The following is an 18,846-nucleotide window of genomic DNA, read 5'->3' on the forward strand; positions in this document are numbered from 1 at the left end:
TCACCCGGCGACCGCACGCACGCCCTCGACGACCATGGCGCCGCCCGCGAGGAAGAACAGCAGAGCCGCACCGATCTGCACGGCCCGCTCGGGCAGCTTCTTGCCGAGGACGGCTGCCAGCGCGATGGCCAGCGCGTCGGCGACCACCATGCCGACGGTGGACCCGATCCACACCGGCAGCCAGTCGTAGTGGGTGCCGACGGTGATCGTGGCGAGCATGGTCTTGTCGCCGAGCTCGGCCGTGAAGAACACCACGGCCACGGTGATGAGCCCGGATCCGATCCTGCGGGAGGCCGCGCGCTCCTCGTCCTTGTCGGTCAGCTCGTCGCCGAGCAGGGTCCACACGCCGAACCCGACGAAGGCGACCCCCGCGGCGAGCGCGATCCAATCGGTCGGCAGGGCCAGTCCCACGACCTCGGCGATGACGACGCTCAGCCCGTGCACCACGAGGGTGGCGATCGTGATGCCCAGCAGCACGGTCGCGGCCCGGTAGCGGGTCGCCAGCGACATCGCGACCAGCTGGGTCTTGTCGCCCAATTCTGCGACGAACACCACAGCGGTACTGGCCGCGATCGCGAGCAGAAACTCCATGCGTCCTCCGTCGTCTGCGCCGGGCGGAAGCGAAAAAAGGCGCCTCGCCCCGGCCGTTCACCGCCGGGACGAAGGTCTCGTCCGCCCGCTCGCAACACAGGCCCGCGCGGCCGGGCAGATCGGCCCGGGCATCTGTGCCCGCGGCGGATCCGCCGGTGTGTCGACCGCGCGAATCGAGGACTACTCCCCTTCGATGTTTTCCACGGTAGCAGGGGAATTCGATTTCGCAATTCTTGGGAATGGCGTCCACCGGCGAAAAGAATGGCCAATACCGGAGTTGGGCGAGTCGAACATAAAAGGTGCTTAGGGCGGTTTTCCATTGCCGGCGGCGAGGGTGGTGGGCGGCCGGGCCCGCGGCCGGCGGTCCCGGTGCCTCCCGGTCGCGCACGCGACGGGGCGGCGAGGGTGGTGGGCGGCCGGGCCCGCGGTCGACGGTTCGGGTGCCCGCCAGTTGGGCCAAGCGACGGGGGCGGCGACGGCGCTGGGCGGTCCAGCCCGCGCGCATCGGTCCCGGTGCCCGCCGGTAGCGGTCGCGACGAGGCAGCGAGGGCGGCGGGCGGCCGGGCCCGCGGCCGGCGGTCCCGGGCCCCACCGGTAGCGGTCACGACGGGGCAGCAGCGGCGACGGATGGCCGAGCCCGCGACCATCGGTAAGGGTGCCCGCCAGTAGCGGTCACGACGAGGCAGCAACGGCGACAGACGGCCCAGCCCGCGCGCCTCGGTCCCCGTGCCCGCCGGTGGCGGTCGCGACGGGGGCAGCAAAGGCAGCGGACGGCCGGGCCCGCGACCATCGGTAAGGGTGCCCGCCAGTTGGGCCAAGCGACGGGGGCGGCGACGGCGCTGGGCGGTCCAGCCCGCGACCATCGGTGCCCGTGCCCGCCGGTGGCGGTCGCGACGAGGCAGCAACGGCGACAGACGGCCCAGCCCGCGACCATCGGTCCCGGGCCCCACCGGTCGCGCACCCGACGAGGCGGCAACGGCGACGGATGGCCGAGCCCGCGACCATCGGCTCGGATGCCCACCGGTAGCGGTCGCGACGAGGCAGCAACGGCAGCGGACGGCCGAGCCCGCGACCATCGGCTCGGATGCCCACCGGTAGCGGTCGCGACGAGGCGGCAACGGCAGCGGACGGCCAGGCCCGCGATCGTCGGCCCCGGTGCCCGCCGGTAGCGGTCACGACGGCGGCGGTGAGGGCGTGAGGGGTTTCGGTGCGGCTCTTCGCCCGCGCGGGCCGGACCAGAGCGCCCCATGCCCGATTTAATTTAACTCCATGACGATGGCCGTTCGGGGCGGTGGCGCCGACGGCGGGCACAAACCGGGCATTACGGGCATTCGGCGTCCCCGGCATGCGACGAGACCGCCCTAATGCAGGTTGCCGCACTTTAGAGCGCCGCATACCCCCGCCACACGAGGCGATTCCGGCATGTATGCCCGAATTGCACCCCAGCCCAAGGGCCTCTGCGGGCCGCCGGCAGCGACGAGTCGGCCCGAATGCACCCCGCAGCGGCCCTGAAGCGCGGTTTTCAGGGGTCTCGTCGCACCTTGGACCTTCGCAACCCCCGCAGAATCGGAAGAATGGGACAAACCACCCTGCTTCATTTCGCATCGCGGAAGCCGAGTGGGGTGGCCGTGCCGCTGCGCTGGTTCGCTTCGGCTCGCGCACCCCGCCCCACCAAGCCAAACCCCATATGCCCGAAATGCCCACCGCACAGCACGCAGCACTCCCGCCCCTCACCGACTCCGCCACCGCCCGCCACCCATCGCCGTCGCTGCCTCGTCGCGGCCGCCACCGGCGAGCACCTGAACCGATCCCCGCGGGCTCGACCATCCGCCGCCCTCACCGCCCCGCCGCAACCACCACCGCCGAGCACCCGAACCGATCCCCGCGGGCTCATCCCCCCGCCGCCCTCGCTGCCCGTTGCATGCGCCACCGGCGAGCACCCCAACCGACAACCGCAGGCTGGACCGTCCGCTGCCGTCGCTGCCTCGTCGCAACCGCCACCGGCAAGCACCCGAACCGATCACCGCGGGGCTCGACCATCCGCCGCCCTCGCCGCCCCGCCGCAACCGCCACCGCCGAGCACCCCAACCGATACGCGCGGGCCCAACCCCCCGCCACCCTCGCCGCCCACCGCCCTCGCCGCCCCGCCGCAACCGCCACTCGAACCGGCGGCGCTCCCATCGGACCATCAGCCGAGCTCCCCGGAGGCGGGCGGGCGGCCGGGGAGGGGTGAGTCGGCGGCGGGTACCGGACGCAGGCCGTTCAGGACGACGGCCAGGTGGCGCTCCGGATCGTCCAACCCCTCGGAGAGGCCGGGCAGCGGGCGCAGGACCCGAGCCAGCAGGAGCGCGACGTCGCCGCCGGTGACGTCGCGGCGCACGGCGCCCTCCTGCTGGGCGCGCGACACCATGCGGTCCAGCACCTCCATCAGCGATCGCCGGAGGCGGAGGTTCTCCGGGTCGGCGCGCAGGGAGTCCCAGGCCGCGACGAACCACGCGGACAGGCGCCCCGCCAGCAGCAGGTCGGAGCCTGCTTCGCCGACGAAGCGGCGCAGCGCGTCCCAGCCGGTGCCCTCCTCGGCCTCGGCCGCGCGCGCACTGGCCGCGACCCGCCGGAAGTCCTCCAGGGCCACGGCCTGCACCAGCGCCTCGCGGTCGGAGAACCGGCGGTAGACGGTGCCCACGCCGACGCCGGCCCGGCGGGCGACCTCGTCGAGGGAGAACGCCGTCCCCCGTTCGGCGATGACGGTGCGGGCGGTCGCGACGAGCTTCTCGCGGTTGCGTCGGGCGTCGGCGCGCAGGCCGGGTCCGGTCTCGTTCATACCCCCGATCATAACCGGAGGAAGTTCTCCGCTTTTCGGGTACAGTACCGACTGAAGTGGAGAAAACCCTCCGCTTACTGGACCAGGTCATCGGAGGACCAGGAGGACCGCCATGTCCATCGACGCGATCCTGGAGCGCATCGGCCACCGCGCGCCGCTTCGTTCCGACGCGGAGACGCTGCACCGCCTGCACGCCGCGTGGCGCCACGCCGTGCCCTACGAGAACATCGACATCCAGCTCGGCCGGACGATCAGCCTGGATCCGGCGGTGCTGCTGGCCAAGTTCGGCCCCCGCCGCCGGGGCGGCACCTGCTTCGAGGCGAACTGCGCCCTCGCGCTGCTGCTGCGCGGCGCCGGGTTCGCCGTCACCCTGCACGAGGCGGCGGTGCGGCCCTGGTCCGGCGGCGATCCCGAATGGGGCAACCACGTCGCCCTGCTCGTGCGCACGCGGGAGGGGGACTGGCTGGCCGACGCGGGCATCGCGGACGGCTTCGTCGACCCCCTCCCCCTGCGCGAGGGGCGCCACGTGCAGGGTCCCGTCACCTATCGCCTGAAGCGCGTCGACGCCGACACCTGGCGCTGGCACCACCATCCGCGCGGCTCCGTCGCCTCCTACGACCTGCGGACCGCCGAGCGCGAGCCGGCCGACTTCGCCCGGCGCGCGGCCGTCCGCCCCGCCGAGTCGGGCCTGGAGCGGCTCCTGCTCGCCTTCCGGCTTCGCGGCGAGCGCGAGCTGACGCTGCGGGCGCGCACGGTCACCGAGTCGACGCGCGACGGCACACGCCTGCAGCGGCGCGTGCTGGGCGACCGCGACGCGTTCCGCGCGGCCCTCGCCGGCGACTTCGGTGTGCCGCTGTCCGACCTCGGACCCGACGGCGTCGAGGCCCTGTGGCGGCGGAGCGGCGAGCAGCACGGCCGGCATCTCGCGCGCGAAGGCGCGTGAGGCCGGGCCGGCGCGCCGCCCGGTCGCCTGCCTACAGCGCCACGCCCACCATCACCGGCTCGTTGACCAGGGTCACGCCGAACGCCTTGGCCACACCTGCGCGGACCTCGCGGGCGAGGGCGAGCAGGTCCTCGGTCGTCGCGTCGCCGGGGTTGGTCAGAGCCAGGGTGTGCTTGGTGGAGATCCGCGCCGGCGAGCCGTAGCCGCGGGAGAACCCCGCGTTGTCGATGAGCCAGGCCGCCGAGAGCTTGGCCCGGCCCTCGGCGTCGAAGTGCGCGGGCGGTTCGGCGTCGGGGCCGAGCAGGTCCGCGGCGCGCCGGGCGAAGTCGGCGTACTCGGGCGGGTCCAAAACCGGGTTGGTGAAGAACGAACCCGCGCTGCGGGTGTCGGGGTCGTCCGGGTCCAGCACCATGCCCTTGCCCCGGCGCAGTCCGAGCACCGTCTCGCGGGCCCGGGCCAGCGGCACCTGGTCGCCCGCCGCGGCGCCCAGCGCGTGGGCGACCTCCGCGTAGCGGATGGGGCGGCTCGACGGCGAGCGCTCCAGCTCGAAGACGACCTCGCACACGACGTAGCGGTCGCTGCCCTTGAAGACGCTGTCGCGGTAGTCGAACCGGCAGTCGGCGGGGCCCATGGTGCGGCGCTCGCCGGTGTGCCGGTCGTAGACCAGGACCTCGACGATGCTCTGGCTGACCTCCTGGCCGTAGGCGCCCACGTTCTGGATGGGCGTGGAACCGACCCGCCCCGGGATGCCGGAGAGGAACTCGATGCCGCTGAACCCTTCGGCGACCGTGCGCTCGACGAGGGGGTCCCACGGCACGCCGGCGCCCGCCCGGATGCGGACGCGGCCGTCCTCGGCGTCGCGGAAGGACACCGACCGGGACTCGGCGTGCACGACCGTGCCCGCGAACCCCTCGTCGGAGACGACCAGGTTGCTCCCGCCGCCCAGGACGAGCAGCGCGTCGCCGGCGGCGTCGGTCTCGGCGACCGCGGCGATCAGCTCCTCGGTGTCGGCCGCCACGCGGAAGCGCGCGGCGGGTCCGCCCAGTCCGAGGGTCGTGTAGTCGGCCAGCGGCACGCCGGCGGCCGTCTCGGGACCGCGGGGTTCGCGCGGCGCGGACTCGGCGGCGGGACCGGCAAAGGCCCCTGAGGGCCCTGGTTCGGGACGGGACACGGGCAACCCCTGCTGTACGGGTGTGACGGCCCCCGGCCGCTCGGTCGGGGACCGCTGGACTCAGGCCAGGCGGACGACGGCGGTCGAGCGCGCGAGCACCTTCGCTCCGCCGGAGCGGGCGGTCAGGGCGATGCGCACCCGGTTGTCGTCGAGCTTCTCCTTGACGACCCCGCTGACGGTGATCTCGGCGCCCTTGTCGTCGTCGGGCACCACGACCGGGGCGGAGAAGCGCACCTTGTACTCCACCAGGGCGCCCGGGTCGCCCGCCCAGTCGGTGACCAGGCGCCCGGCCTGGGCCATGGTGAACATGCCGTGCGCGATCACGTCGGGCAGGCCGACCGCCTTTGCGGTGCGCTCGTTCCAGTGGATGGGGTTGAAGTCGCCCGAGGCCCCCGCGTAGCGGACCAGGTCGATGCGGCGCACCCGGTAGACCTGCTCGGGGATCTCGGCGCCGACCTCGACGTCGTCGTAGCGGACGGTGGCGGTCATGCGCTGCTCCCCTGCCCCTCGGCGGACCCGGCTTCCGCCCCCTCGTCGGCGGCGCCGCGGACCACGAGCATGTTGACCGCGGTCAGCACGTGCTCGCCTTCGACGGTACGCATCTCGCTCTCCAGCGTCAGCAGCTCGTTGCCGCCCAGGGAGGAGATCTTGGTGATGCGGGTGACGGTCTCGACGACGTCGCCGGCCTGGAGCGGGCGGTTGTAGTCGAAGCTCTGGTCGCCGTGGACGACGCGGGAGAAGTCCAACCGCAGCTCGGGATCGACGACCGCCTGCGACATCCCCTCCATGCCCATGATGACGGGGAAGGTCGGCGGCGCGATGACGTCGCCGTAGCCGGCCGCGTGCGCGGTGGCGGTGTCGGAGTAGACCGGGTTGGGGTCCCCGATCGCGTCGGCGAACTCGCGGATCTTGCCCCGCGTCACCTCGTAGGGCTGCGGGGACCGGTACTCCCGGCCCAGGTACTCGCGGTTGATCCCCATCGGCTCCCTCTCACTGTGCTCTGCCGCCGCCCGATGCCGGTGCGCGGCGTGGGACCGCGGCGCGCCCCGGCGGCGGCAGGCGACACACTAATAGCCCAGCGAGCGATGGTGCTCGCTGGGCTCGTGCTCGCGTGCCTCGATAGGGCCGCCGCCGCTCGCCGGGCGCCGCCGAAGCGCCCGGTGGGCGCGGCCGACTAGCGGGTCTCGCGGTGCTCGCGGTGCTGCCGGCAGTTCGGGCAGAACTTCTTCAGCGAGAGACGGTCGGGGTTGTTCCGACGGTTCTTGCGCGTGATGTAGTTACGGTGCTTGCACTCCTGGCAGGCCAGGGTGATCTTCGGCCTGACGTCAGTGACAGCCACGTCGGAGTGCCTTTCTCGCTGGTACAGGTGGACACAACTGCAGAACCCGCGCAGCACCCTGCGCATGCAGGGGCGACGAGGGCAGTAGCGGAGGCCGGACTCGAACCGACGACACAACGATTATGAGCCGTTTGCTCTGCCAACTGAGCTACTCCGCCGAGATCCCGGGTGGGACCGGGCATCCGTGCAGAATACCCGAACCGGGACAAACCGGGGAACACCGTTCCTCCGGTCCGTATTCCCACTTGAGCGGTTCGCAACCTCAATCAAGCGGTGGAGCCCCTTTACGGAATCGAACCGTAGACCTTCTCCTTACCATGGAGACGCTCTGCCGACTGAGCTAAAGGGGCACGCCCTGTGCGGTCGCCCCTCGGGTGCGGGGGTTTCCGCCGTTCGCGTCGGTCATGACTATACAGGGATCCGGGGGTGCTCTGCCAAATCGGTTGCCGCGCCCCCGGCCCGAGCCGCTCCGGCGGCGCTCCGACGCCGCTCCGGCGGGCGCTCCGGCGGCCCGCGGGGCCCGCTAGCGCCCCAGCCCGGAGAACGGTCCCGGGCGGGTCCCGAAGTCGCCGCTCCAGCCGCCCTGCCGGGCGGCCCCCTGCGAGTCCTCCATCCCGGGCTGGGGCGCTGCGGGCGCGCCCGAGGCCCCGCGGCCCTCCGCTCCCCCGGATGGTCCCGCCGCGCCCGTCCACCCGGACTCGGCGACCCACACGTTGGACATCGCGTCGCGCTGGATGCGCCGGATGTCCGCGGGCAGGCCGAGCCGGTACAGCGCGTCGGGCAGCCGCGTGTCGTGTGTGAAGACCACCAGCTGGCGGTGGCGGCCCACTTCGGCTAGGACGTCCGCGAGCCCTTCGACCGTCTCGGTGTCCATCGCCTGCACCGGGTCGTCCAGCAGCAGGAAGCCGAACGGGTTGTCGGGCACCGTCGTCCGCGGCAGGCAGATCGACAGCGCGAGCGCCTGGAACTCCCCCTGGCTGAGCAGCCCGGGCGCGTTGCCGTCGTTCTCGGTACCGTCCACGGCCACGTCGACCGCCACCCGGCGCCGCGCGCCCCGGCCCACCAGGCGCAGCGCCTCCAGGTCGATGCGGCGCTCCTGGCGCAGCCGGTGCCAGACCTGCTCGGCGTGGGAGGCCAGCGGACGCAGCCGCTCGGCGCGGATCTCGCGGGCGATCGCGGTCAGCCACTCCAGGGCGCGCTCGGCCGGGCCCAGGGTCTCGGCCGCACCGGCCGCGGCCCGGGCGTCGGCGACCCAGGCGCCCAGCTGGTCTGCCAGCTCCGCCCACCCGTCGGTGGGGTCGTCCAACTGCTCGCCGGCGGCCTTGCGCGCGGCGACGGCGGTCGAGCGCAGCCGGCGGCCCACCGTCTCGATGTGCTCGGCGAGCTGGGTCAGGTCGCTGATCTGCGCACCGGCCTCCCACTCCGCCCATACGCGGCCCAGCTCGCTGTCGGGCGGCAGCCAGGAGGGCATTGGAGCCATCAGGAACCGGGCCTGGTCGCGCGCGTTCTCGGCGCGCTCGTAGGACGCCGAGGCGTTCGCCGCGATCGGCTCCAGCCGCCTGATCTCGGCGCGGGCGCGCTGCTCCCAGTCGGGGCCGAACGCGCCGCCGGTCCCGCAGGTGGGGCAGTCGGCCTCGGAGGGGTGGCGCTCGCGGTGCTCCATGGCCCGGCGCAGCAGGTCCACGACGCCGCGCGCGTGGTCGCCCTTGGTGCCGGCCGCCATCGCCAGCTCCATGGCGGCGCCCCGCAGCTCGTTGACGACGTCGGTGAGCAGACCGCGCTCGGGCACCGACAGGCGGCGCAGGCGGCGCAGCACCACGTGCTGCCTGCGGTCGGCCGGGCCGTCGTCGGAGGCGATGGACGCGAGCCGGTCGAGGTCGATGTGCTCGGCGCCGAGCAGCTCCACGGCCGTGCGGGCGCGCCGGTCGTCGCTGGCGCGCAGCCGCTGCACGAGGTGGCCGTGCTCGTGGCCCGGGCGGTCGCGCTGTTTGGCGAGGCGGTCGCAGGACTTGGCCAGGCGCCGTTCGGCCTCGGTCAGGTCGGTCAGGCCCAGCAGGGCCGTCAAGGTGTCGTAGAGCTCGGCGGCGCGGCCGGTGACGGCGCGGCCGAGCTCGTCGTAGGACAAGAACGGCCGATAGCGCGAGAGTTCGGGGTCCCATCCCAGGCTGCGCAGCGGGGCGGTGCTGCCGTCGGGCGAGACGACCTCGCCGCGCGCCGAGCGCACACTCTCGCCGGTCCAGGCGCGCGTCACGCGCGTGGGCCCGGGCTCGCCGGGCGACTGGAGCTCGACGGTGATCTCGGTGCGCTCGTCGAAGTGCAGGTTGCGCCAGCCGTCGCGCCAGTCGGCGGGCATGGCGTCCCAGCGCAGGTTGCGGCCGGTCAGCGCGGCCTCGGCGGCCTCGGCGAAACTGGACTTGCCCGAGCCGTTGCGGCCCACGATGACCGTCAGGCCGGGGCCCGGCGGGAACTCCAGTGCGCTGGGCCTGCCTATTCCGCGGAAGCCCTGGACCTCGATCCGGCGCAGGAAGCTGCGGCCGCCGCGGGCCGCAGCACCGCCGGGAGCCGGCTCGGCGGCCTCTCGCGGCGGTTCGGGCACCTCCTCGCCGCGGGCGCAGGCGGCCACGGCCTCGTCGCCCTGCAGGGCCGCCAGCACCCACCGGCGTGCGGCGGGGTCGAGGCCGGACTCGGCCAGGCGGTCCAGGAGGGAACGCGCGGCGTCCGCGCTGCTGTCGTACCGGCGCGGGGCAGCGCCGGTGGAGGTCCCAGGACCCGTCGTCACTGTCCTCACCACACCCGCTCAGTTGTTGGCCTCGCACAGCAGACTAGGACAGGACGGGTCAAAGCAGTAGCGCGACCCGTAATCAGCGCAGGTGCGGCGGTGTACCCGCCGGGGCGCGGGGGCGACGGGAGCCCCGCGCACGGGCGCGGCCGCCGCCGGGGTCGCGGGTGCCGACCTGGCGGCCCGGTCGGCACGCGCGCCCTCACACCCCCACGAGCCTGCGTCTGCTGCCGTCCCAGGTGAAGTGCAGGGTGGCGATGCCCGGAACGGCCGGATCGCGCAGGCACTCGTAGATGTGCAGGCTCGGCACGCTCTCGAAGCACCCCCATACGCGCTCGGAGGTGAGCACGAAGTCCAGGTCGAGCTCGACCAGCAGCCCCAGCAGGCGGCCGTGCGTGGGCTCGTCGACCTTGGCGAAGGCGTCGTCGAGCAGGATCAGCCGCGGCGCCGCCGGCGCCTGGGCGGCGAGCGAGCCGAACTGCGCCGCCGCGGCCGCGAACAGCACCAGGTAGGCCACGACCCGCTGCTCGCCCTGGCTGAGAGCGGTGCGGTGGCTGAGCCGCCGCTCGCGGCCGGGGTGTGCGGCATCGGTCACGTAGACGGTGAAGGCGAACCAGGAGCGGTAGTCCAGGGCGGCGCGCAGCTGGGCGCCGCCGGTGGCGGTGGGGTCGAGGCGGCGGATGGCCTCGATGCACCGCCGCAGGGCGTCGCGCAGCCGCGTGGACTCGACGCGGGTGCGCTGCTCGGGCGGGCGCGCCAGCAGCGGGACGACCGCCTGGATGTCCTCGTCGGCGTCGGGGGCCAGCTGCCAGTCCAGCCGCACGCCCAGGCCCTGGGATGTGGTGGTGTCGCCCAGGACGTCGTTCATGGTGGAGATGAGCGCGCGGGCCTCCTCGATCTGCCGGCGCAGGTGGCCGGCCAGCTCGCCGAGCAGGTGGCGCTCGAAGGCCTCCTCCTCGCGCAGCAGCGCGTCCTCCTCCGCGGCGGCGACCGCCTCGTCCAGGTGCCCGGCGTAGCCGGTGATGTCGTGGCTGCCGTCGTCGCAGTGGACGGTGAGCCGCTTGAGCCCGGCGGGCTCGGTCAGCTCGGTCCAGGCGCCGACGGCCTCGCTGGCGGCGAGCATGCCGTGCAGCTCCTCGCGGCGGCGCAGGATGCCGCTGTCGTCCAGCTCGCCGGCCGCCCCGGGCTCGGGGTCGAGGTTCTCCTCCAGCGCGGCCAGCAGCGCGTCGAGGGCGGCGACGCGCGCGTCGAGCGCGGCGTGGTCGGCCCCGGCGGCGGCCCCGGCCGGGTCGCCCTCCTGAGCGGCCTCCCCCTCCGCCCGCTCCCGGTCCTCCCGGTCCCGGTTCTCCCGGTCCCGGTTCTCCCGCGCCTCCTGCTCTTGCTCGGCCTGTGCGGCCCGGTCGGGACGCGCGTCCGCGTCGGCCTGCTCGGTCCCCTCGCCGCCGGCGCCGCCCGCCGCGGTCTCCTGGGCCAGATGCCCGGCCACGGTTTCGAGCCCGGCGGCGGCCAGCAGCGCGGGGTCGGCGCCGCCGTCGTCGCGGGCGAGCATCGAGCGCAGCACACGGCCGGAGTCGAGGGCGCGGCGGGCCTGTTCGGCGCGTTCGAGCACCGCGGTGTCCAGCCGGGTCTCCGCGCCCACGCGGTCGTCCCGGGCCCGCTGGGCCTCGCGCTCGACCTCGGGAAGCCGGCCGGCGGCGTCGTCCATCCGCTCGCGCACCTGGCCCACCGCACCGGAGATCTGGTCGGGAGCGGCGGCGCGGGCCCTGTCGGTCAGCTCGATCTCGCGCCGCACGGTGATCATGTCGGTGATGGCGGCGGTGCGGGCGTCCTCGGCGAGGATGCGCCCGGAGCGGGCGTCCTGCCAGGCGGCGGTGTGGCCGCGGTAGTCCTCCAGCAGCACCGCGAGCTCGTCGAGGTCGCGGTGTGCGGCGGCCAGCTCGGTGCGCAGCCGCTCCAGGGCGGTGCGCGTGGCGGCGAGCTCCGCGGTGCCGGTGGGCAGGCCGTGGCGCTCGGCGGGGTCGGCCAGCTCGGAGCGGCGGCTCAGCGTGGTCTCGCGCGCCCCGGCGAGCTCGTCGCGCGAGGCGTTGTGGGCGCGCTGGGTGCGGGCCAGCCAGGCGCGCGCGTTGTCCAGGGCCGACCAGGCGGCGAGCACGCCCGAGGGGTCGGGCAGCGCCCTGTCGGTCTCGACGAGGGCGGCGTGCATCCGCTCGATGTCGCCGCGGCGCTCCTCGGCCTCGGCGAGCAGCGCCTCGGCTATGGCGATGCGGCGGTCGATGTTGGCGAGGGTGCGGTCGCCGGCCTCGGCGCGGGCCTGCTTGCCGACGTACTCGGCGCCGGACTTGCTGTGGGCGCCTGAGGCGGCGCCCAGCCGCCACCGGCCGTCCAGGGACACGGCGCTGGCCGCGGGCGGCGGGCTGTCGCGCCGGTGGCGCGGCTCGGCCTCCTCCTCGCCGGGCGGCGGAAGCAGCCCGATCGAGTCGAGCAGCGCCGAGACCGCCCCGCTGGTGACACCTCCGGGGACGGGGTCGACGGGGACGAGCACGTCGCGCAGGCTGCGGCCCTTGACCGGGCGGCCCGGGGCCAGCAGGAGGTCGCGGCTGGTGCCGTCGGTCAGCGAGCCGTCGGCGGCGATCCAGCCGGACAGCACGCCGGAGGCCTCCAGCGCCGCCTCCAGCCCGGCGCGGTCCTCGTGGGAGAGGTCGGAGGCGAAGTCGACGGCGAGGTAGAAGGGGGCGCCCGCGGCGTCGTCGCGCCCGGCGGTGGCCCAGGCGGGGCGATCGGGGGCGATGTGGCCGGAGGCCGCGCCGCGGCGCTCGGAGAGCTCGTCCAGCTCGGTCGACAGCTCCCGCTCCTCGCCGACGGCGGTGTCGCGGCGGGTGCGCAGCTCGCGCAGCAGCGGGTCGACGATGCCGTGGGCGTGGCGGGCGACGCGCTCGGGCACGTCGGCGTCGAGGACGCGCAGGCTGTCCTCCAGCGGCAGCTCGACCAGCGACTCCAGCTCGGCCAGCTGCGCGCCGAGGTCGGCGTCGGGTGCGGTCTCGCGCAGCCGGGCGCACCAGCCGCGGACCCGCTCGGCGTAGTCGGCGCTGGCGGAGCGGACCGCGTCGATGTCGGTCTGCTCCCGCTCGCGGGCGCGCTCCAGGGCGGCCTCGGCGGCCTCGGTCTCGCCGGCGAGCGCGGCCTCGCGCTGCTCCGCGGCGGTGCGGCGCTCGGCGCGCTCGACGAGGTCGGCGACCGCGGCCTCGCGCTCTGCGGCACTCTGGTCGGCGGCCGACAGCCGATCGTGCAGCTCGGCCAGGCGCGAACGCAGGTCGTCCGCGTCGACACCGGTGACGGGCTCGCGCTCGACGGCCTGCTCCAGGCCCTCCAGGTTCACTCGGGTGACGCTCTCGCGCGGGGCGAGGGTGGTCGGTACGGGGTCGGGCACCTGGCCGAGGCCGCGGGGGTCGACTCCGGCGGTCTGGGCGGTGGCGCGCAGCCGCTCGTGCAGGCCGCCGAGCCCCTCCAGGGCGCGCTCGATCGCCGCGATGTCGGCGCCGACACGGTGCTTGGCGTGCTCCTCGTTGGTGTTGGCGTAGCCCGCGGCGGCCGACGCCGCCTCGGCGGCGCGGATGTAGGCGGAGACCGCGGCGTCGCGGGCCTGCCGCTCGAAGTCGGACGCGTGCTCGGGGGCGTCGCCGCTCCGGGAGAGGGTGGCGGCGTCGGAGGCGGCGGTGTCGCGGGTGCGGCGCAGCCGGTCGCGCTCCTCCTGCACCGTGCTCTCGGCCGTGACGAGCTCCTCCAGCTCGCCGGTGAGCCGCTCGACCTCGGCGTCGCGGCGGTGGTAGGCGTCGACCTGCTCCCGGACCGTTGCGGTCTGGATCCGCAGGGCGCGGTGCAGGTAGCCGCGGTAGTCGCCGAGGAAGCCGGCGACCTGCTCGCGTGCCGTGCGCAGGGCTTCCAGCCGCGAGCGGGCCTGCTCCAGATCGGTGATGTTGCGCGCCATCTCGTCCAGGACGGTCTCGTCCATGGGCGGCAGGGCCTCGGCGAGCACGGACACGAGCTCACCGGCCTCCAGGCGCTCGCCGATGGTGGGCCGGCGCAGCCGGTAGAGCAGGTGGATCAGGTTGCGGTAGCGCACCGGGTCGTCGATGCCGAACAGCTCGCGCATGACGCGCGCCCGGTAGTCGACGGGGGTGTCGTAGCAGTTGCCCGCGCCGACCTCGGTGCGCAGGCGGTCGATGGGCAGGGGGCGGCCGTCGGAGACCAGCGGGAGGTCGGTGCCGGCTTCGCGGTCGGTGATGAAGAACACGCTGCGGGCGTCGGCCCCGGGGGACGCGGTCACGGCCGCGCCGAGGGTGATGCGGCGGGGGCCGAGCGCGGCGCCTTCCGCGTCGGCGGTTCGGCCGCCCTCGGCGGGCTCGGCCGAAGCGGCGCCGCCGGAGCGGGTGAACTCCACCCACAGATAGCCGAGGGTGGCCGAGGGGCCGTCCTCCTCGGCGGGGTCCGCCGATTCGCCCTCCTCAGCGTCCGGGGCGGAGGGGTCGGCGCCGCGCCGCCGGGAGGTCACGCCCTCGCGGCCCTCCAGCAGCAGCCAGCGCAGGTTGGTGCGGCTGCTGCCGGTGGTGTCCAGCCGGCGGGCGTCGCCGTCGAGCAGGAACGGCAGGAGCATCTCCAGCGCCTTGGACTTGCCGGCGCCGTTGCGGCCGCGCAGCAGCAGGCGGCCGTCGGCGAAGTCGAAGACGTGGTCGTCGTAGTGCCAGACGTTCTGGATCCCGGCGCGGTTGAGGCGGTAGCGGCCGCTGACGGACTCGCCGCCCCGCTCGCTCGGCCCGGTCGCGGGTTCGGTGCCGTCCCCGGCGCCTTCCGCACGCGTGGCGGCGGGGGTGCCGGCCGCGGGCGTGGGCGCGGCGGCGCCGAGCAGGTCGCCGACGGGCACGGACCCGGCGGCGCGCCCCTGCTCGCCGGACAGGCGTGCGGTGTCCCCGGTGCCCGGGCCGCCGGCCGGTGGGGACTGCTGGGCGCCGATGGCGCCGCCCGGCCGCTCGGCGCCGCCGCCGGGCGGCGACGGCTCCGTTCGCCCGTGGGCGTTGGCGACGGTCATCGCCCGTCCTCCGCTCTGTACCGTCTCGCGCCGCGCCGCCGGAGCCTCCGGCGGCGGGCGATGCTGACATTCTTCCGGATGCCGCGAGTGCCCGGAGTCCGCTCCCCGCCTTGCGGGGGCACCGGGCCGCCCGGTCATCGTGCGGTGCCCGCCGACGCCTCCGCGGAGCCCGCCGGGGCGGGTGATGCCGGCGGAGCGCCGGAGGGCCGCCCGCAGTAGCGCGCGGCCGCGGCCCGCAGCCGCCACCCGGAGCGCGGGGCGCCCGAGGGATCGGGGTGGTGGAGCAGTGCGGTGTCGTGCAGCAGGCGCAGTGCCCGGGCCGCGAGGGTATCGGGGTCCGGCTCGTGGCGCAGCGCCGAGCGGGCGCCGTGGCCGGGCCGGGCCCCGTCGTCGGCGTCGAGCACCTCGGCCAGCTCCGCGGTCAGCACGTCCTCGGGCACCTCCACCCCGTTCTCGGCGGCCTGGGCCGGGGCCAGCCTGGCCACCAGGCGCTCCAGCAGCAGCAGCGCCGCCTGGCCGACCGGATCGGCTCTGGGGAACGCCGAGACGCCCTCGGCCGCGGCGTCTGCGGGCATGATCAGGGCGACTCCTTCAGCACGGACCTCGGTATCGCAGCCGAGCAGGTCGCCGAGCTCGGCCGCCGCCCGCCACTGGTGGTTGGCCAGCCTGCGGCGCTGGCGCTCGGAGAGGTCGGCGCGGTAGACCACGGCGGTCTCGGCGAGGGCGCGGCGCAGGGCGATCTCGCCGGCGTCCTCGCCAGCGGGGTCGGCGCTGTCGTGCTCGTCGACGAAGGCGCGCGCGTCGGCCGCGGCGTGCGGCGGGTGGGCGACCACGCTGCGCACGGCCTCCTGGTGCACGGTGAGCACCACCTCTTCGGCCGGGTCGTCGGCGTAGGCGGCGAGCTCCCCTTCGTGTTCGCCGACCGCGCCCCACTCGGCGAGCTTGCGCAGCGCGGCGCTGAAGGCCCGGCGCTCGGCCATCCGCTCGCGCGGGTCGAGGGCGAGCCCGGCCTCGGCCGCGGCCGCGCTGACGTCGTCGGCCAGGCGGGCGGCTGTGAGGGTTTCAGGGGCCTCCACGAGCACGGCCAGGCACAGCGCGAGGTAGCTGTAGGTGCGCGGCGTGAAGTCGGCGCCGCTGGGCCGGGTGAGGGGGCGGGCGGCGGGCCGCGCGAGCCCGGTCTTGGCCAGGCGGGCGTGGTCGGCGGCGACGGTGAGCTCGTAGCCGAGGACCCGCCGGAAGCGCTGGATGAGCCAGTCCGAGTGGGTGCGGATGAGGGCGAAGTCCTCGGGATGGGTGCGGTCGGTGACGAGCGGGGCGGCAAGCAGCCGCCGCGCGGCCGCCTGGCGCTCCCCGGTGAGGGCGATGTCCTCGGACGTCACGGGCGTCGCCACCTCCTTCGTCGGGTTCTCCGTCGCTGTTCGTGGATTGCTCGTGCCCGCTGTCTCGCGCGGCGCGGCCGGGGGTGCGGTCCGAGGGGGCGGTCGGCCGGCGCGCTCGCGCCGGGTGTCCCGCAGGAGCGTCTCAGGCTTCGCGCGCGAACGGCAGGGCGGTGCCGGACGCGGGTGTGGGGCTGTCGTCGGTGTCGGAGGGTTCGCGGGGGTCGGCTGCTTCAGCGGGCTCGCGGGCGGCGTCGAACGAGGTGACCCGCAGGCGCAGGCCCTCCAGGCTGAGGTCGCCGCCGGAACCGCGGAGGGTGATGGAGGCCTCGGGGTCGTGGCGGACGTGCAGGCGGATGCCGAGTTCGAGGTCGCCCGCCGAGACGGCGCGGCGTGTGGCGTCGCCGGACCCCAGCGCGGCGGTGAGCAGTTCCATCAGGACCTCCATGGCGGGGTTGGAGAGCCGGATGCGGGAGTCGCCGCCGGTGGCCTCGGCCAGCACGCGGTGCAGTTCCTGGGCGGCCGAGCGGCGCCAGTGCACGGAGGACTCGGCCGCGTCGCGCAGCCGGGCGCGCTGCTGGGCGTGGTCGCGTACGGGGTCGGCCGGCAGTGCGCTGGCCAGCCGTGCCGCGGCGACGCTGGCCAAGGGGGCCTCCCACCAGCTGACCGTGGCGCCGGCGGGCTCGTCGCAGGGGCCGCCGAGGTGGGTGGCGCCGTGGACCGCGAAGGCGGCGGTGCAGATCTCGTCGGCGGAGCGGGGGTCGGCGTCCTCGAACCAGGCCGCCAGGCGCAGCAGGGCGGCGCGCCCGTGCCGGGGCACCGGCCCCTCCGCGCGCGTGCGCCCGCCCAGTCGTCCCCAGGGACCCGGGGCATCGCCGCCGGGGCCCGCCGCAGTCACCTGTTCCGCTGATACACCCACAACTCAGCAGACTAAAGACCCCCGGCCACCGTCGCGGACCGCACCCGGCGCCCCGGGGCCGCAACCGGGCCGATCCTGCGCCGATGACCTGCGAATACTCGGAGATCTGCAATTCTTGGGCGGTCCTTCCGAGAACCGGTCGGCCCGAGGGCGCGCGGGCGCGCGAAGCGCGGCACCGCCGCTCGGCCCGGCGGGCGGGCGGCGGGGCTCACCACGCGGTGGGCAGCATGAGCCGGCCGGTGCCGACCTCCCGCACGCGGCCGCGCATCTCGTCGGGGAAGTCGCCGCGCCCGGTGAACGAGTAGCCGGTGTAGAAGGCGGTCCCGTCGACCGTCTCGGCTCCGCTCAGTTCGACGGTCACGGGATAGGGGGAGTCCTGGCAGTCGGGCAGGCACCAGGTGCCCTGCACATCGCCTTCGGCCACCGCGGGGCCGCCGCCCCAGGTGAGCCACTGCAGCCCGGTGAAGGTGGTGGACGGCGAGGCGACGAGGTTCTCGGGGCGCTGGTCGGCCTCGCCCTGTTCGTTGCCGTGGGTGTTGAAGACGTAGACGGTCTCGGGCGGTGCGGTCGGGTCGGCCTCGGCACCCATGCCCGCGGTGGCCGACGGGGGCGGCTGCACAGGGGCCTCACCGCCGCGGCCCTCGCCCGTCTCCGGTGCCGCGCCGCAACCGCCGAGCGGGGCGAGCAGGAGCAGCGCCGCCCAACCGTGCGCGGCGCGGGCGGCGGGTTCGCCGAGTCGCATGGCTTCTCCTGGCTGTTCTCCCCAGGGCGCGGCTCGCCCGGGTCGGGGCCGCGGCCGCCCGCGGGGCCGGATCGACCGGGTGACCGGACCTCACTGGAGGTGTACCCGACCGGGCGCAGGCGATCCGCCGGGGGCGGGCACGCGGCCGGACACAAAACGGTCCCCCGGCACCCCGCGCGGGGTGCCGGGGGACGCGGCCTGTGCGGCGCCGACCGGCGTTGCGGCGCCGTCCGGGGACCGGGCCCCGGACGGCGCCGCGCCGCGCGATCGTCATCCGTGCCCGTGACCGTCCGGGATCGCGTCGTAGGCGTCCTGGGAGTCCAGGTTCACCAGAGCGGGCCCGTTGGTGCAGTCGCCCGTGGTCTGCGGCGACAGGACCGGAACGGTGACTCCGAGTACGGCCGCGTTGGCGTTGCAGACCGAGATGGGCACGACCTGCAGGTTCTGGTTGAACTGCTGGTCGCCCCCGTAGGTCTGCGCCTGCGCGGGACCGGCCAGCAGGAGCGCCCCGAGGGCGGCACCTGCGACGGCCCCGGCTGCGGCGAGTTTGCGCAGCATGCCGGACCAGCTCCTAGTCGACGTTGGCGCTGACCGGGCCGTTGGTGCAGTCGCCCGTGGTCTGCGGCGACAGGACCGGCACCGTGACACCGATCGCCGCGGCGACGTTGGTGTTGCACAGCTGGGCCGCCACGCCCTGCAGGTTCTGGTTGTACTGCTGGTCGCCCCCGTAGGAGTGCGCGCTCGCCGGAGAGGCGGCGACAACGGCCCCGAGGGCCGCACCGGCGATCACGCCGGCGATTCCGATCTTGCGAAGCATTCGGTTCACCTCTCCTAGTCGACGTTGGCCGAGACGGGGCCGTTGGTGCAGTCGCCCGTGGTCTGCGGCGACAGGACCGGCACCGTGACACCGATCAGCGCGCTGACGTTGGCGTTGCAGGACTGTACGGCGACGCCCTGCAGATTCTGGTTGTACTGCTGGTCGCCCCCGTAGGCGCCCGCGTTCGCGGGAGAGGCGGCGACAACGGCCCCGAGGGCCGCACCGGCGATCACGCCGGTGATTCCCAGCTTGCGCAGCATAGGGA

General features: G+C 75.2%; 15 protein-coding genes, 2 tRNA genes and 1 pseudogene. 1 reads left to right on the top strand and 17 read right to left on the bottom strand.

Going from position 1 to position 18,846, the window contains the following annotated elements; genetic code table 11:
* The 3 genes and pseudogenes from ABD284_RS08090 to ABD284_RS25755 all read right to left on the bottom strand — a co-directional run.
* Window positions 1-591: a TMEM165/GDT1 family protein gene (locus ABD284_RS08090; RefSeq protein ID WP_344141911.1), complete on the bottom strand. Its 591-nt coding sequence runs from the start codon at window positions 589-591 to the stop codon at window positions 1-3.
* A gap of 2,188 nt (window positions 592-2,779) precedes the next feature.
* Entirely contained in the window at window positions 2,780-3,232 is a 453-nt protein-coding gene (locus ABD284_RS08095; protein ID WP_425573280.1) for an SbtR family transcriptional regulator, read from the bottom strand.
* Window positions 3,169-3,301 (bottom strand): annotated as a pseudogene (locus ABD284_RS25755) (hypothetical protein); the annotation flags it as partial. The gene ABD284_RS08095 and the pseudogene ABD284_RS25755, both read right to left, overlap by 64 nt.
* 223 nt (window positions 3,302-3,524) lie before the next feature.
* Here ABD284_RS25755 and ABD284_RS08100 point away from each other — a divergent pair.
* Window positions 3,525-4,355, top strand: a complete 831-nt coding sequence (locus ABD284_RS08100; protein WP_344141915.1) for an arylamine N-acetyltransferase family protein — start codon at window positions 3,525-3,527, stop codon at window positions 4,353-4,355.
* Between the two features lie 31 nt (window positions 4,356-4,386).
* Here the strand turns inward: ABD284_RS08100 and ABD284_RS08105 are convergent, their stop codons facing one another.
* The 14 genes from ABD284_RS08105 to ABD284_RS08170 all read right to left on the bottom strand — a co-directional run bounded on the left by ABD284_RS08105 (window position 4,387) and on the right by ABD284_RS08170 (window position 18,841).
* Window positions 4,387-5,430 (bottom strand): UDP-N-acetylmuramate dehydrogenase, encoded by a 1,044-nt coding sequence (locus ABD284_RS08105; protein WP_386698949.1) that lies wholly within the window; start codon window positions 5,428-5,430, stop codon window positions 4,387-4,389.
* A 156-nt stretch (window positions 5,431-5,586) separates the two neighbouring features.
* Window positions 5,587-6,015 carry a MaoC family dehydratase gene (locus tag ABD284_RS08110; protein ID WP_344141917.1) on the bottom strand — a complete coding sequence of 143 codons (429 nt, stop codon included), beginning with the start codon at window positions 6,013-6,015 and terminating at the stop codon, window positions 5,587-5,589.
* On the bottom strand, window positions 6,012-6,506 hold the full coding sequence (locus tag ABD284_RS08115; RefSeq protein WP_344141918.1) for a MaoC family dehydratase N-terminal domain-containing protein: 495 nt from the start codon (window positions 6,504-6,506) through the stop codon (window positions 6,012-6,014). The genes ABD284_RS08110 and ABD284_RS08115 overlap by 4 nt, the downstream gene beginning before the upstream one ends.
* Before the next feature lie 194 nt (window positions 6,507-6,700).
* Complete coding sequence (gene rpmG / locus ABD284_RS08120) at window positions 6,701-6,865, bottom strand: 50S ribosomal protein L33 (RefSeq protein WP_040274966.1); 165 nt, start codon at window positions 6,863-6,865, stop codon at window positions 6,701-6,703.
* Window positions 6,866-6,950: 85 nt separating this feature from the next.
* Window positions 6,951-7,023 (bottom strand) — tRNA-Met (locus ABD284_RS08125).
* Window positions 7,024-7,139: 116 nt separating this feature from the next.
* Window positions 7,140-7,215 (bottom strand) — tRNA-Thr (locus ABD284_RS08130).
* A 173-nt stretch (window positions 7,216-7,388) separates the two neighbouring features.
* Complete coding sequence (locus ABD284_RS08135) at window positions 7,389-9,656, bottom strand: AAA family ATPase (protein ID WP_386698889.1); 2,268 nt, start codon at window positions 9,654-9,656, stop codon at window positions 7,389-7,391.
* Window positions 9,657-9,846: 190 nt separating this feature from the next.
* Complete coding sequence (locus ABD284_RS08140; protein ID WP_344141919.1) at window positions 9,847-14,727, bottom strand: SbcC/MukB-like Walker B domain-containing protein; 4,881 nt, start codon at window positions 14,725-14,727, stop codon at window positions 9,847-9,849.
* Window positions 14,728-14,861: 134 nt separating this feature from the next.
* Complete coding sequence (locus tag ABD284_RS08145; RefSeq protein ID WP_344141920.1) at window positions 14,862-16,106, bottom strand: DUF2398 family protein; 1,245 nt, start codon at window positions 16,104-16,106, stop codon at window positions 14,862-14,864.
* A 142-nt stretch (window positions 16,107-16,248) separates the two neighbouring features.
* Window positions 16,249-16,923 (bottom strand): DUF2397 family protein, encoded by a 675-nt coding sequence (locus tag ABD284_RS08150; protein WP_344141921.1) that lies wholly within the window; start codon window positions 16,921-16,923, stop codon window positions 16,249-16,251.
* A 307-nt stretch (window positions 16,924-17,230) separates the two neighbouring features.
* Complete coding sequence (locus ABD284_RS08155) at window positions 17,231-17,764, bottom strand: hypothetical protein (protein WP_344141923.1); 534 nt, start codon at window positions 17,762-17,764, stop codon at window positions 17,231-17,233.
* Window positions 17,765-18,034: 270 nt separating this feature from the next.
* The gene (locus ABD284_RS08160) at window positions 18,035-18,322 is read right to left on the bottom strand and encodes a hypothetical protein (protein ID WP_344141924.1); all 288 of its coding nucleotides are present in this window, start codon (window positions 18,320-18,322) and stop codon (window positions 18,035-18,037) included.
* Between the two features lie 13 nt (window positions 18,323-18,335).
* Window positions 18,336-18,581, bottom strand: a complete 246-nt coding sequence (locus tag ABD284_RS08165; protein WP_344141925.1) for a hypothetical protein — start codon at window positions 18,579-18,581, stop codon at window positions 18,336-18,338.
* 14 nt (window positions 18,582-18,595) lie between these two features.
* Entirely contained in the window at window positions 18,596-18,841 is a 246-nt protein-coding gene (locus tag ABD284_RS08170) for a hypothetical protein (protein ID WP_344141927.1), read from the bottom strand.
* Between the last annotated feature and the right edge of the window lie 5 nt (window positions 18,842-18,846).

Source organism: Streptomonospora arabica, from assembly GCF_039531585.1.
GTDB lineage: Bacteria > Actinomycetota > Actinomycetes > Streptosporangiales > Streptosporangiaceae > Streptomonospora > Streptomonospora halophila.